Source organism: Desulfobulbus rhabdoformis, assembly GCF_016919065.1.
GTDB classification, from domain to species: Bacteria; Desulfobacterota; Desulfobulbia; order Desulfobulbales; family Desulfobulbaceae; genus Desulfobulbus; species Desulfobulbus rhabdoformis.
Window position 1 is genome coordinate 1 of sequence record NZ_JAFFQA010000014.1, and the last position, 14,980, is coordinate 14,980.

Sequence of the window (14,980 nt, forward strand, 5' to 3'; positions counted from 1 at the left end):
CTGTGGTCGTGCCCGCTGGCGGATTGAAAACGAGACCTTCAATACTCTGAAAAATCAAGGTTATAACCTTGGGCACAACTATGGCCTGGGCAAAAAGCACTTGAGCGCAGTTTTCATGCACCTGATGCTGCTTGCTTTTCTTGTTGATCAAGTGCAGCAATTCTGCTGCCCGCTGTTTCAAGCAGCCCGGGCAAAACTGAAGAGTAACAGGTCAATGTGGGAACGAATGCGCAACTACTTTCACACTTTTATAGCTCCTTCCATGGAGACAATTTTACGAATGATTGCCTATGGATTTGAACATCCGCCTTGCCCGACATTTGATTAGCGGATAACAGGTAACATACATTTTTTTGAAAGATCAGGAGCCTTCCGAAAAACGAATTCGGTAGGCCGGATGGATAACTCTGCCCTGAAAACAGGCTTTTTCAGAAAGTTTGGTACAAAACAACAGCGGTGCTTCGGGATTTTTCCTCAGAATGGTGAAATTACCCCCGCAAGTACCGCCTCATGGCAAATTTATAAACGCAACCGGTTCAAAGCGGGCGTGGCTGTCAGATTTTTATGATGGCGCTTGAGGTTGCTCAAAAACTTCCGGATTGTTTTGACGAACAAACTAATGCGCCCCAAATGGCGCATATTGGATTGGATATGAACGGAGTCTATGCGTTGATGCTAAAAATCTACCGCGAATACATCAGCAAGTTTTTGGCAGATAGTGTCAAACAGCACCTGTTGTAATCCCTCTTCCGATAGAAGGCGACGCATGGTCCAAAGGCTCTTCAGGCTTACGTAGGAGTAGGTTTCAGATTCTCTAGTAATATCAAGGGCGTATTGCCACTGAAGGTTGAAACAAAATTGTTCCATGGCCTCTTCATCAGTAAGATCATGCATCTGTTGCAGAATCATCAGCCCGATCATGGAAGAAAGCTCTTTTGTCGGTCGGCCATCATTATCGTGATAATGCTTACGCAAGACCTCCACCGGGAGCTCTGAGAGAATTTCTTTTCGAAACAACCCGGACCATGACTCTTCAAGAAGTTTGCGCCTCTTGGGCCCAATGTGACCCCAGGGATCGAAAATGTGCAGCTGTTTGTGGTTTTTTACGTAAAACATTCAAGCGCCTCGTATCATATTGAATCTACGAAGCAATATTAACATTTGTCGAAGATTTTCTCAACTTAGAAAATAAATTTTATTTTGTAAAATTAGCCAGTTAAACACAAAAACTTTTTACGAAACCATCAAAACTTAATTCCAACAAAAAAGGATACGTCAAGAGTGAACGTAAAATTATTCCCCTTAAAAAGCCAGGGGACATTTCTGAGGATCCGTTAACTGACTTGCTTCGCACCGGTGCCCGGCAATTGATTGCGCAAGCTGTTGAAGCAGAGCTACTTGGTTTTCTTCAGGAATTTGCAACGTGCACAGATGCCAGTGGCCGTCGCCAGATGCACCCTATCCTGGGTGTTTCCTGGAAATTACAAAAAACCCCTCTGCCGGATAAAAAGGATGAAAAGCGGCAAAGGGGTAATATGGGGAACGTTTTGCAGAACGTGAGGGCATAATATCCCCCCAATTATTTTATTTGTAAATATTTCCCCATAAAAAGCATGTTTTTTACAACACTAAAAACAATGCGATATTAAGCAAATAATTACAGACAATTAGCACAATAATATCCAAAATGTACTCCTCAAAAAAAAGTATGAAAAAAATTGGAATTCAAAGATTTCCACGAATTCAGCTGCGGGACACAGTCAGCTTTTTTTGGGGAGGGAGGTGAGGCGAGAAATAAGCTACAGGTAAGTTTCCGCATTTCGCTTCGATACAAAGCTACAAAGCGCCCTGAGCTGTTAATATTATAAGATTTTCAGATGGGAAGTGAAGCCAAGCCCGGAATGAAAGACGCATACTTTCCCTTTTATGCCATGGCCCCCAAGGAGGTCCCTTCAGAAACCTGCTGGCTTTACCCAACGCCAAATTTTCAGGCCACCTTCGCAAGAATCAAAAGGATGTACAATGGAGGTTATTACAAGAAATTTTTTTAACTAATCGAAGCCAAGGAAGGGGCAAACTTTGTGGATTGCAAAAAATCTTCCTAAAGGCATCAACAATCCCCCGGAGTCTATGCTTAACTAGGGGCTATTTTTTTTCAACAAGCCAAGCGCAGACTTCGGGAGATTTCCCCTAAAACACCAGATATTGCTACATAGTTATTGCGACAGGAGAATACTCACGCGCATTATTGACTGAAGGTCTTTTTTGACTATTCTGCTGTTTGTTCATCTCAATGGCCTGCACCCAGGTGTTCCGTAATTCAGAAAGTAAATTGCGTACTTCTACAAGCAGAGAGGCATCGTTGTGTAAATTGCCTTGCATGAGCTGCTTGAGCATGTAGCCATACAGCCCTTTCAGATTTTCCGCCAACTCCGCATTTTGCGAATAATCCAGAGTCTCGGCGAATTCCGAAATAATAGCAGAGGCTTTATTGATATAATAAGCCCGTTTATCGATAGCCTTGTCTTCTATCGCCAAAATCCCCTGACTGAGAAATCGAATGGCACCATCATACAACATAATCATCAACTGCTCTTTTGATGCCGAATTAACTGCGTTGGCAAGGTATTGGTTTGTATAGCTGGTATACATAGTATGTCCCTTTGTTAGCTGGAGCATTGGCGGGGCTGATCGAACTCATCTGTTCGAGAAGGCAGAAAGGTTCTGTTGCTTCTGTTCTTCCATCCTTGACAGAGAGAAAATCAAAGCTGATGCCTAGTATCGCTTTCCTTGATTCGTGTTTGAATCCTATGAGGATCCCAGGCAAGAGAAACAATCTCCACCTCGTATCCTGCACCAGATTCAAATTTCCGAATTGACGATATTACCGCTCAATTCTTTTAAATTTTTACTTAAATTGAGAAGCTCCTCAGGGGGAATCTGGCGGATAACTTCATCACTCTCGCTGTCAACAACCTTGACAACCAACTCGCCAGCTTCATCATCTTTCTCAAAACGGACACTGTAAACCCCGTCTTCCGTTAGAGATTTAATCTGGGAGAGTAATTCCTCCGGTTGGATCTGGCTTTCGCTCTCATCCGCCTGGACCTGATCTTCAACCTGTTGACGCTTTTGCTCTATCTGCTGAAAAGGTTGCTCCGTCTTGACCTGCGGAGAAACAGCCGTGTTTACCGATTCGACCATCATGGCGCTCTCGCCTCCTGTAATGAAAGGTGTCTGAAGGAGCTGCTTAAAAGTGCAGCTCCTTCAGGGGTACCGCGCTGTTACTGGAGCAGACTCAACGCAAGCTGCGGAGCCTGGTTGGCCTGTGCCAGGATGGAGACGCCTGCCTGCTGCAGAATATTCTGCTTGGTCATATTCGAGGTCTCTTGTGCGATGTCCGCATCAAGGATCCGCGAACGGGCAGCCGAGAGATTCTCGGAGACATTGGACAGGTTTGCAATGGTTGATTCAAAACGATTCTGGATAGCACCCAGACCACCACGGATGGTGTCGATCTGAGACAAGGCACCGTCAACGATATCGATGGCATCTTCCGCACCTTCGACACTGGAGATGTCGATGGTGTTGACAGCTTCCAGGGTACTGACGTTGGTGATATCCCCATCCGTACTGAACAGGGAGCCGGTGTCTGCACCGATATCACTTACAACCGAATAGTTGGCATCGCTGGTGAAAGACAACTCACCGCCGATTGTGGTGGAGTCGTCTTGTGCATCTTCGGCAGCGGTACCACCGTCGGTCAGGATAACCGCCTCGCCCTCACTACCAGTCACATTCATTTTGACTTCTTTGTAGTTCGTCGAGTCTGTGACTGCCTGGCTGTGCTCAAAATCGGTGAGCACGATATCGTCACCATCACTCTGAGTCATGGTCAGGCTGGCCTTGTCAGTACTCAGGGTTGCCGTGATACCGGTGGCACCGGTTTGTTCATTAATACTCGCGACCAGGTTAGTCAGGTCATCGGTCGTGACGGTGGCAGTAATCGTGACAGCATCACTGTTGGAACCAGTGATATTGAAAGAGACGGTTCCGTCGGCATCCAGGTTAGATAAGGTTGCCGAGGTCGAGGCGCTTGCCTTTACGCCTGTTTCATCATAAACCGCGTTCACCTTGTCGGCAATAGACGAGGCAGCTTCACCCGCTCCGATATCTATCTCGCTTGTTCCGTAAGAACCTGCAATGGAGAGGGTCTGGGCGCCAACATTATTTGAAACACCACCTGCGGCAGAGTCAAAGGAAACAGCAAGAGATGCGGCGTCAACATCAGCGGCATCAAAGGCACCAGTGTCAGCAGAAACTGATGAGGTGAAATGAAGATCCTCATCACCTGTTTGCAGGGTAAAGGTGCCCTGGGTAACAGCTGCATTTGAGCCATCAACATCTACCGCAGTTGCACTACCCGTACCGTCACTACCGATAACACTGAAGTTACCGGAGGCAGAACTTGTCGAAACAGTAATATTATCTGCAATGTCAATTGTTATGGTCTTGGAAGAAGTGGAAGCCTGATATCCCTGCTCCTGAAGAAGGGCTACACCGGCATCGGTCAGGGTTTGACCATCGGTATCGATATGCGTACCTACGGTCAGAACGACATCGGCCACATCGGCATTATCATTGGCAATGGTAATGGTCTCACCTGACGCCAGAGCTGTGGGACTTGTACCGGCAGCAGCTAAGGTGATCTCATTGGACCCGGTTGCCGTTACATCAACACCTGCAGCCTGAGCGTTCTCATTCATGGTATCGACAACATCGGCAAAGTCAGTATCAGTTGTGCCGTTGTACAAAACCGTTGTCGAGATACCATCGGTAACAGAGATAACCCCCATGGCGTTGAGCGCACTTGCGGTTGTCCCAGTGACAGTTGCACCGACAGAATCACCTTCAGCCGTTACCTCGGCACTGTAATAGCCAACATCGGCTGTGGTGGCAACCTCAATCCCTTGGCTGGCTGTCGAGTTGTCACTGGACAAAGTGTGAACACCTAGCGAGGCGGTTTCAGCCGAACCGATACTAAAGGTGATGGTTTCACCAGAGTTCGCACCAACCTGGAACTGGGCGGAGTTCATGGTACCATCAAGCAGGTTCTTACCGTTGAAGGTGGTGGTTTCGGCGATACGATCGAGCTCGGAGATGAGCTGGTTAACCTCGTCCTGCAGGGACTTACGGTCGGAGGCGGAGTTGGTGTCATTTGAAGACTGAACAGCCAGCTCACGAATACGCTGGAGAATATTGGTGCTTTCATCGAGAGCACCTTCAGCGGTCTGCGCAAGGGAGATACCATCATTGGCATTTCGCACAGCCTGGTCCAGACCGGTGACCTGAGAAGTCATACGATCGGAAATCGCAAGACCTGCCGCGTCGTCCTTAGCGGAGTTGATCCGAAGACCAGAGGAGAGCCGCTGCATGGACGTATTTAAATTAGATTGGGAGGTGCCCAGATTACGTTGAGCGTTGAGGGATGCTACGTTGGTATTAATCGTGATAGCCATAATATTCCTCCGTGAATATATAAGTTGGCGTTTTGTATGGCACGGCTTCCTTGCCGTCATTTTTGTACTACATGCTCTGAAACGCTTTTGTGCTGGTACTTATTTTTCGCTGATTAGCGCCTCCTCTCTAACTTTCTTCTAAAAACTTTGCCTCAAACTTGTAAGGACGTCATTTTCCTTAATTTGCTTCTCGGAGGTCTCCGGATTTTTCTTTAGCTTTTTTCTCATTTTTTTGAAAATAAAAACCAAGCACGCTCACCCTAGCAAGTCCACAGAGAAGTATCCCCTCATAAGTACGAGATTTTTACCAATGACAGTCTCTCATTTTTTTGGAGATCAAATTGTTCGCCTCAACGTTTTTCAGGACTGGCTTTAGAAAAAATTTGTTGAAACGGATATTGAAAAAACATCCCCTCCGTCGGTGTAGACTACACTCACACGGTGAAATTCTCCTATTCCCGGTGAACCAAAACAAATAAATAATTTCAGCGAAGTGATACTGGGAGTGTTTATCAAATACTTAAATATTACAGAAAGTTAGCAGGATAAACAGACAAGAACAAGTATCTCCTGCCAAATTCGAGGGAAATGAATCCTTTCAATCGATAATGAAGATGAATTATTTATGGGTATATTTACCATTTTGTGATTAGGTAGACTTGGGAGGGGGAACCGCACTGATAAAAAATGCCCCGAAGCATTGCCAACACAAGGGTATTGAACAACGTCGCCATTTGAATTACCGAAGGTTTATAAAAAAAATTCGCATCGAAAAATGTTTTTAGCTCTACCAAACAATCTCTTAGAAAAAAACCGAAAACCTCCACGCCGGGTTCTGACCTGTAAAGTCAACCATGGGCGAGCAAAGGTCGTGTGTCGCAATTGTGAAAAAAATTGGTATATACCTGCGCCAGTAGGGGTCAACGAAAAACTTGTCCGTTGTCAATGTGGCAGTTCAACCTTTATCCATTTTGATCGCCGCTCGCACCCCCGTGAATCAATTTGTCGTCTCGGGGCTCTTGTGTTCCCCCAAAATTATTCTATCCCTGTCTATTTATGTGATGCCTCCCCTGTGGGAATAAGTTTCATTTGCACCGAAAGGGACAGCTTGATGCTGACCAAAAATCTTTCCATCACAATCAAATACCGCAGCGAAGAAGGCAATGAAATAGTACGGCAGATCATCCTGCGCAACCAACGTAAAAATCGCTTTGGCGCTGAGTTTCGAGGCCTCCCTCTGACCTGATTGTATTTCTCTTCCACTTCGCCCACCAGCAACTTTCTTTCCCAAAAGTACCCTCCCCCCTTTCACTAAATCTTTAGCATAAATCCTGTCGGATCTGAGAGTTGACAAACGAAGATGAATAGAAAAAGCATTCCTCTCTCAGGGGCCTTGCACTGGTGTTCATGCATAAAAAAAACCCCTTTGCCGCGCAAAAAGGATGAAAAGCGACAAAGGGGAGTATATGGAGTACGTTTTGCAGAACGTGTATATATAGTAACCGAAGTTTTTTTATTAGTAAATATTTCTCTATAAATTTTTCTCTATTTAGCTCATTTTTTCTGTCCTGGCTAAAAACCTTGAAATAATAGCCAAATAATTACAGCAAATTACGTCCAAGCCTAGACCCGCATTTTTTTATTACAAACCTGAATCAGTGAGCATCCATCGATCCCTTCAGCTGAATATCAGTGGTAAGCACAAAAAAGCCCCCCACCGTCTGCCAATGACGCGTTTTATGGACAAACTCCTGGTCAGTCAAACGCTCGAAGATTGCCAGCACTGGCTGGAACTCCGTCTCGCAGAGATCAGCTGGCAGCGATACAAAAAAAGAATGGGTCGCTCATTTCCCGGGTTTCCAAGCGTAGACATGGAAAATGGGGACGCCGTTCGGCTTATGTCAACGGCATTGCATGGCGGGCAGGATCAATTTATTGAATAGCACAGTACGGCCTACATCTACCAATTAGACTCCCAGATAAATAATCATCACAACAATATATATTTTTGAAAACTCTTGAAAACTGAAGTATACCCCCAGGTATGATTCATAAATTAATCACAAAATTTACAATTTTTTCCATTTAAGACTCATCATTATCATCTCGCCCCTCTACGCTTTCCCTTGAAGACAAAACGTCATCATCAGAGTAATAAGATACATCTCGCACGTTTTTTTGGGCGGTAACAACTGCAAACAAGCTTAAAACAAAAGATATTCCATAAAAACCTTTTTCGCTCAGCATCATTTCTGCATTATATAGCCCAATAATTAGCAAGGAAACAGCAGCGAAAAACGCCCCCCAGCACATGCTTAAAAAAACATTAGTGACTGGCATATTTTCTTCTCGATCCCTGACTGATTTTTGAAGCGCAACTGCAGAAAACAATGCCAGCAAAAGAACTGCCAGATAATACCCTTTTTCGTTTAATTGAATAGTTGCATTCCATAATCCAATTAAATAACTAGAAATTCCAATTACAAAAGCACCCCATGTAGCACCAATATATGCATTGGCTGGCTTCCCAGTGTTAACTTTTTTTGACTGCATATATCATCCCTGAATATTAAATTATATATTTTATGGTAAAGTTAAATTCTTTGTCACCAGAGACACTAAGAGCATGACATCATTTTGCATTAGACAACTCAATAAGATTACAATCTGGATCCCTGAAGTATATCGAAACAAGAGGACCTGTTGCACCAGTTCTTCCAACCGGACTTTAGATGATTTCAACACCTTGGTGCTCTATAAAAGATTTTGCCCCTTCAATTTCCACAGATGTCAGAAAACATACATCAACAGAACCTGGAGTGGGGCACTTGGCCTTGGGTTCAAATTCGCTTCCAAATTCATGGGAATCTTGAATAATTGCTTTTTCTTCCAATCCCGGCGTCACGCTTAAAATTTTATCCTCGGAATATCACATATATGCCTGCGGTAAAATTTTGCGCAATCCTTGGCCTTGATTGAAAAATCTAATTATTCAAGACACCCTCATGCAGATTTATTTTTTTGGCACCGAACTTCAAAGCAACTCGATTGTCAGCAAAACGTATAACATCCATCCCTAAAATGGATTCGTAAAATTTTATTGTTTTTTCAATGTTTTTAACAGTTAAAACGAAATGATCGAGACTGGATATTTTCAGTTAACCTCTTTAGTAATCGTAATTTTTTAGAAAATGAACTTAATTACCCCACAGATAAATTCTTTTTAAGATAATCTGCAAATTCTCTATCGACTTTTTCCGTGTGATTTAAGAACCATTCACGTAAAAAATTTATAATATTATCGCCTTTTGGATCGTCTTCTGTCAGGAAAAATTGATTGCTCACCCTAGAAATAGAATCGATGAGTTCCATATGCTGGAATTTATGATGCATAAATTGCGGGTATTTATTTTTTCGCATCATGTTTTCTTCGCTCATGAAATGAAATTTTGCATATACTGTAAGTTCATTGACCAAATCGATCTTGTATTGAATGTCTTTTGTCGTTGCCAGCTCTCGAGCAAGCCGATTTATTAAGTTGAAAAAAAAATGGTGCTGCAGGTCAATATCTTCAACCCCAAGCTCATACTCCGCTAGCCATTCTCCCAAATACTCGACCATGCTATTCCTTCAATTCTTAATTTCCTTGATTTGTTTAAAAAAAGTAACAGGGGAAACACCTGACACTAACATAATTTTCAAGGCGTACAAATATCGAAATTTCACTAAATATTAGCGATGTTCTGCCTTTGAATGTCACAATTACATTTTTTTGGACTTTACTTTTTTTCATTACATAAAACAAATGGTCCTCTTTTAATTTATAAACTAGGCTATCTATAAATCAAAGCAAAACTAGGAGCAAGCCCTCAGGTCCACCGAGAATAAACCGGCAGAAAGCACCACAAATGTTGTCACCAATTTCGCAGGTCGCAGCCAAACGGCTTTATTTGAGAAAACGGGAACTTTATAAATGGTGCACAATAAATATTTACACGTGGGAGTGGTGCCCCAAAAGGGGACCACATCTCTTGTGGGAATTCAAAAAATGATGGGTGGTACCTAATCTCTTCAGCGAACCTGTTTCCCTGAGGCAGGCAAGGTAAAAATCAAAGGAATTCCCAACAGCCCTGAAATTGCGCAAAGCAAAAAGGTCCTCTCCAGCCCCAGTAAATCTCCCACAAACCCGACAAGCACCACAACGGCAGATCTGGCTAAAAAACTCATCATCATAAAGACCCCGTTTGCCGATGAAGATCCGTTTTTGGAGGCCTCCTGTATCATGGCAAGCATAACAGGGGTGGTGGACAGCAGAAAAAAGCCTGTAATCAGGAGAATACAGAGTTGTACGCCCCCTTCAGTATAAATAAAGCCCAGAAGGGATATGGGCGCTACAACCAAACACCAGATCAGCAGATTTTTTCTGCCAAAACGATCACTGAGACTCCCGACGGTCAAAATCCCCACCACACCTGCCCCCTCGAAACAAGACAGGGCAATACCAGCCAACCAGACATTTTGGGTTTTCTGCATAATAAAAAGCGGGAGAAAGGCAGACAAACAGGCATGCATGCAGCCCCGCACAACGAGAATGCCACCAAGCGGCATCAGTATTGCTTGTAACTCCTGCCATGTTTCGCGAATCGAGTTCCCCTTTTTATCCGGCACCGAGATTGGGATATCCTTGAATTTATAAAACATGATCACAGAAACCAGAATGCCAACCAACATCACCGGGTAATAGCCATCAAAACCCAACAGCGAGACAGCTCCGATAATTGCCAGCGGCCCCAGAGCCCGTGCAAGTTCGCCACCGGTCATGTAGAAACTCATCCCCCTGCCCGCCTTGACCCCGGAGACCTTATAGACCATCACCGGGGCAGGTACATGAAAGAGGGAAACAGAAATTCCGGCGCAAAAGACAAGAAGCAGCAGCACGCCATAACTGGGAGCTAAGCCCAAAAGCGACATGGGAATGGCGGTAAGCGAGGGAGCCAGGATGATAAAATAACGGACACTCATCCTGTCGGCCAGCTTGCCTATATGGGCATTCAAAAGCGCTGGTAGCTGCATGACCGTGGAAAGCAGGCCAGCCTGGGTCAGGGAAAGCGCGAATTTTTCAATTAAGAAAGGCAGGAGTGGAGCCAAAAAGGCGGAATAAATATCATGCACAAAATGGCAGAAGGAGAGGAGTAAGACCTTCTCAGCCTGGAAGGGCGCACTGGTGTCTTTATTTTGTGATTTCATCATGTCAGGATAATCAGCAAGAGGAATCTGGGAAAAATTCGACTTTAGCTCTGAACGTATGAGCTGGCGAAGAAAAAATGCACCAGATCAGAATTCCTTCAGGGAAAAAAATCCATCCTGGCCCGTATTTTTTTAGAGATTTGCGATACACTAGAGAACAATGATACACTTGAGTTACTCTTCAGGGTAAGCCAAGGTTTTCCTCCTTCGCACTGAACCTGCCCAACAGATCCTTTTCGTTGTGACCTTCGCCTTGGGGAGAGAAATAGAGCCACCGGCTGGTCACCCCGCCATAGGCTCTTCTCTGCGCCACCATCCAGGATAATCCAAAAGGAGTGTCATGCGCGGAACCCCTTTGACACTACGCTTTCTGTATTGCCTTTTTTACCTATCCCTTGCTGGTCTCGCTCTCTGTTCGCTGCTCCACATAACCAATACCCCTGTCCGTGGCCAAGGGCCACAAGCGAGACAACCAGAGAATATCCTGGTGATCAGCTCCTGGAATAAAGAACGTCCCTGGCAGAAAGAATTTGAAAAAGGGTTACAGGAAAATATTAAAAAATCCCCTTTACGGTTCAGAATCTTTTTTGAGTTCCTGGATTCGGCCCGATTTCCCGGTAAACACAATACCGACACCTTTTTCTCCTATATTAAAACCAAATATAATAACATTTCGCTTTCGTCTATTGTTGCCGAAAGTTTACCCGCTGTCACCGCTCTCCAATCACGTCCACAAATCTTTCCCGATGTTCGACGTATTCTAGTTGCAACAGGCGGCAGCCAAACAAGAACCAGAGACAATAAAACTTCCGTCATACCTGTTCAATCAGACTATGCCAGTTCGATCCAGGAAATGGTCCGCCTGACCTCCCCCCGCAAGCTGTTTGTCATTATCGACACCCTCTCTCCTGGCGGAGCCAAAAGACGTGATAACTTTGCCTCCGCCCTTGCCCAGGTTGCCCCCAATCTTAATGTCGAGTTTCTAGAAAATTTGCCGTTACCGGCTCTTTTGGATAGCGTTGCAAATGTGCCAAGCGGCAGCGCACTCTACTATCTCCTTATTTTTCAGGACGGCAATGGCACACCGCAAAATCCCGCTGAAATAGCAAGGGCTATCTCCGGTGCCGCGAAGGGGCCTCTTTTTACCAATTGGAGCATCTTCCTGGGCAAAGGGGTTCTGGGTGGGTATATGATTTCCGGCGAACGGATTGGTCAGGTAACCGCAGCTGAAATTCTTCACCTGCAAGACGACCAACAGACCATTCCAGCCTACGACAGAGCTGCCTACGGCTACTATTACGATTTCAGAGAGCTTGCACGTTGGGGCATCTCTTCTGCCAAGCTTCCTCCTGATGCCGAAGTTCGCTTTCGCACGGCATCTGTTTTTGAAACATACAAAACAGAAATCATCGCTCTGGCCCTTCTCCTGACCGTCTTACTCCTACTCTCAGTTGTCCTGATCGTGGTCAATTATCAGCGCAAAAACTTGGCCAATGCCCTCCTTCTCAAGAGCAGACAACTGGAAAGCCGCATTATGGAGCTTAAAGAGGCGAAAACCGAACTTGCCCGACAGGAACAGTTTTTACAGTCAATCATTGAGGCGATTCCATCAATGCTCTTTGTCAAAGATGCAGAGAGCCTTCGGTTTATCCGGCTGAATAAGGCAGGTGAAGACTTGCTGGGAGTCAGCCGGCACGAATTGCTCGGGAAAAATGACCTCGATATTTTCCCAGAAGAACAGGCGACATTTTTCATGGCGAAAGATCGGGAAATCCTAAACGGTACATCTGTATTGGAGATTTCCCAAGAGACGGTTGATAGCAAACAGCACGGGCAACGTATTTTGCATACCCGTAAAACAGCGATCTTCGGAGAAAACAACATTCCCAGGTATCTGCTTGGCGTATCCGAAGATATCACGGAAAAAATAGAAGCGGAAAAGGCCATCATACTCGCACAAAAAGCAGAAGCGGCCAATCAGGCAAAAAGTGAATTTATTGCCAATATGAGTCACGAAATCCGTACGCCCATGAATGCAATCATCGGCATGAGCCATCTGGCCCTGCGAACGGAGCTGCTTCCCAAGCAGCGCGACTATATCAACAAGATTGATTCAGCTGCCAAATCGCTCCTCGGCTTAATCAATGACATTCTGGACTTTTCTAAAATTGAAGCTAGAAAGCTGGAAATAGAATCAGTGCCCTTCGATATAGATGATCTCATAGCCTCAGCAGCGGATCTGGCTGCGATGAATACAACGGAAAAAGGCTTGGAACTGTTGGTCAACATAGCATCCGAGGTCCCACGAAACCTGATCGGCGATCCCCTTCGCTTGAAACAAATCCTGGTGAATCTCACCGGCAATGCCGCCAAGTTCACCGAAAAAGGAGAGGTTGAAATTTCATGCAGTCTTGCTGAACAGGTAGAAGACAGGGTTACCCTCTCCTTTTCGGTGCGAGACACTGGAATCGGCATGACACAGGAACAACAGGACAGGCTCTTTCAAGCTTTTGCCCAGGCAGACAGCTCTTTTACTCGAAAATACGGTGGCACAGGTTTAGGGCTTACGATCTCAAAACGGTTTGCAGAACTCATGGGGGGAAGCATCGGGGTTGACTCCGAATACGGCACAGGCTCGACCTTCTTTTTTACGGTACGACTTATTGCCTCACCTGAAAGAAATGGCCGTAAACAGTTGCCCGCAGGTGATTCCCTGCACCACAAGAAAGTCCTCATTGTAGATGACAACGGCGCGTCCAGAGAAATTTTGGGGTCGTATCTTCAAAATATGGGATTCAAGACGGACACTGCCGCAAGTGGTTTGGCCGCATTGGACAAGCTTGAAGCGGCTGTAACGTCAGAGCCCTTTGATATTGTGCTCCTCGACTGGAAAATGCCGGTAATGGATGGCATGCAAACCTGTAGACGTATCCACTCCATGACCTGTCTTACCACAAAACCAAAGATTATTATGGCCACAGCCTATGGCCGGGATGAAATTCATGAACAGGCGTTACAGACAGGCTTTGATGGTTTTGTCACCAAGCCAGTCACCCAATCCTCGCTCTTCGATGCAGTTATGACAGCCTATGGACGTAGAGTGGTATCCACAAGAAGAACCAGGGACGACTACCTGACAAAGGCCAGGGCGATTCGAGGGGCTCGTATCCTCTTGGTCGAAGATAACGAGATCAATCAACAGGTTGCTGTGGAAATGTTGGAGACTGCAGGGCTGTTGGTTGATGTCGCCTTCGATGGAGGCGAAGCTCTGGCAGCGGTGAAAAACAACACGTACGATCTGGTCCTGATGGATATCCAGATGCCGGAGATGGATGGCATAGAAGCGACAAAATGGATACGTAAGTTTAAAACGTCTGAGGCACTCCCCATCGTCGCAATGACGGCTCACGCAATGAGAGGCGACCGGGAAAAAAGTCTTGCCGCAGGCATGCAGGATCATGTCACAAAGCCCATCGATCCACGGGAATTGTTCACCACTCTTGTACGGTGGCTCCCTGCTGTAAACCGAAAACTTCAGGAAAATTGTGACAGTCAGGCCAAAAAGGAAACCGTGCCCGATCAGGATGCACGCGCTCTTCTTCCCGATGAACTACCAGGAATCGACATCAATGAAGGAATTCGGCAAATTGGTGGTAACCATGCATTATACCGGGAATTACTTGGAAAATTTCAGCGGGATTACAGTGATGCGGGGCAACGTCTTGGAGAGCTCATCAGAAATAACCAACGAGTGGAGGCGCACCGTATGGCGCATTCTATCAAGAGCGTTGCCGGGTATTTGGGAGCCAAGGATTTACAATCAGCCGCTCAGGCTGTGGAACAACGCCTAAGAGAAGAGCAACCTGTTGATATTCCACTCAAAGCCTTTATCAGAGCAATGTTGCTCATTCAAAATGGGATGAAAACAATCACACTCCAGGAGGATACTCAGGATGTATCTCCAGAAGATATAGCTCCAGAGGAGATCTTGTTTGGAACCCTTGAAGCAATTCTCCCTCATCTTGAAAAGCAACGTCCCAAGGCAAGTAAGAAGAGCATGAAAAAAATACAATCCCTTGGCTGGCCTCACCACCTCCGAGCAGATGTCGTCGAACTGGACAAATACATCCAGAAATATAGGTTTAAAGAGGCTTTAGCTGTGGCAAGACAGCTCATACAGCGCATGTCCGATAAATCCGCCACCTCCTGATAAA

At 45.5% G+C, this 14,980-nt stretch carries 11 protein-coding genes and 2 pseudogenes; 2 read left to right on the forward strand and 11 right to left on the reverse strand.

The features are described from left to right. Nucleotides 1-328 (forward strand): annotated as a pseudogene (locus tag JWJ90_RS23210) (transposase); the annotation flags it as partial. Between the two features lie 347 nt (nt 329-675). On the opposite strand, the gene JWJ90_RS09275 reads toward JWJ90_RS23210, so the two are convergent. The 11 genes and pseudogenes from JWJ90_RS09275 to JWJ90_RS09330 form a co-directional block, all read right to left on the reverse strand. Further along, entirely contained in the window at nt 676-1,116 is a 441-nt protein-coding gene (locus JWJ90_RS09275; protein WP_205226946.1) for a transposase, read from the reverse strand. 1,092 nt (nt 1,117-2,208) lie between these two features. Then, entirely contained in the window at nt 2,209-2,652 is a 444-nt protein-coding gene (gene fliS, locus JWJ90_RS09280) for a flagellar export chaperone FliS (RefSeq protein ID WP_205226947.1), read from the reverse strand. A gap of 210 nt (nt 2,653-2,862) precedes the next feature. Next, nucleotides 2,863-3,207, reverse strand: a complete 345-nt coding sequence (locus JWJ90_RS09285; protein ID WP_205226948.1) for a flagellar protein FlaG — start codon at nt 3,205-3,207, stop codon at nt 2,863-2,865. Nucleotides 3,208-3,284: 77 nt separating this feature from the next. Beyond that, nucleotides 3,285-3,893, reverse strand: a complete 609-nt coding sequence (locus JWJ90_RS23530; protein WP_205227018.1) for a flagellin — start codon at nt 3,891-3,893, stop codon at nt 3,285-3,287. Further along, nucleotides 3,894-5,579: pseudogene (locus JWJ90_RS23535) on the reverse strand (flagellin N-terminal helical domain-containing protein); the annotation flags it as partial. Nucleotides 5,580-6,573: 994 nt separating this feature from the next. After that, entirely contained in the window at nt 6,574-6,810 is a 237-nt protein-coding gene (locus JWJ90_RS09305; protein ID WP_205226949.1) for a hypothetical protein, read from the reverse strand. Between the two features lie 794 nt (nt 6,811-7,604). Beyond that, a complete protein-coding gene (gene yiaA, locus JWJ90_RS09310; RefSeq protein ID WP_205226950.1) occupies nt 7,605-8,072 on the reverse strand; it encodes an inner membrane protein YiaA in 468 nt (155 codons plus the stop codon). A 175-nt stretch (nt 8,073-8,247) separates the two neighbouring features. Then, nucleotides 8,248-8,424 (reverse strand): VOC family protein, encoded by a 177-nt coding sequence (locus tag JWJ90_RS09315; RefSeq protein ID WP_205226951.1) that lies wholly within the window; start codon nt 8,422-8,424, stop codon nt 8,248-8,250. 79 nt (nt 8,425-8,503) lie between these two features. Continuing rightward, the gene (locus JWJ90_RS23925; RefSeq protein ID WP_205227019.1) at nt 8,504-8,677 is read right to left on the reverse strand and encodes a VOC family protein; all 174 of its coding nucleotides are present in this window, start codon (nt 8,675-8,677) and stop codon (nt 8,504-8,506) included. A gap of 43 nt (nt 8,678-8,720) precedes the next feature. Beyond that, nucleotides 8,721-9,140: a bacteriohemerythrin gene (locus JWJ90_RS09325; RefSeq protein WP_205226952.1), complete on the reverse strand. Its 420-nt coding sequence runs from the start codon at nt 9,138-9,140 to the stop codon at nt 8,721-8,723. Between the two features lie 450 nt (nt 9,141-9,590). After that, complete coding sequence (locus JWJ90_RS09330; protein ID WP_240194855.1) at nt 9,591-10,769, reverse strand: MFS transporter; 1,179 nt, start codon at nt 10,767-10,769, stop codon at nt 9,591-9,593. A 337-nt stretch (nt 10,770-11,106) separates the two neighbouring features. On the opposite strand from JWJ90_RS09330, the gene JWJ90_RS09335 reads away from it, so the two are divergent. Continuing rightward, complete coding sequence (locus tag JWJ90_RS09335) at nt 11,107-14,976, forward strand: response regulator (RefSeq protein ID WP_205226953.1); 3,870 nt, start codon at nt 11,107-11,109, stop codon at nt 14,974-14,976. Nucleotides 14,977-14,980 lie beyond the last annotated feature (4 nt).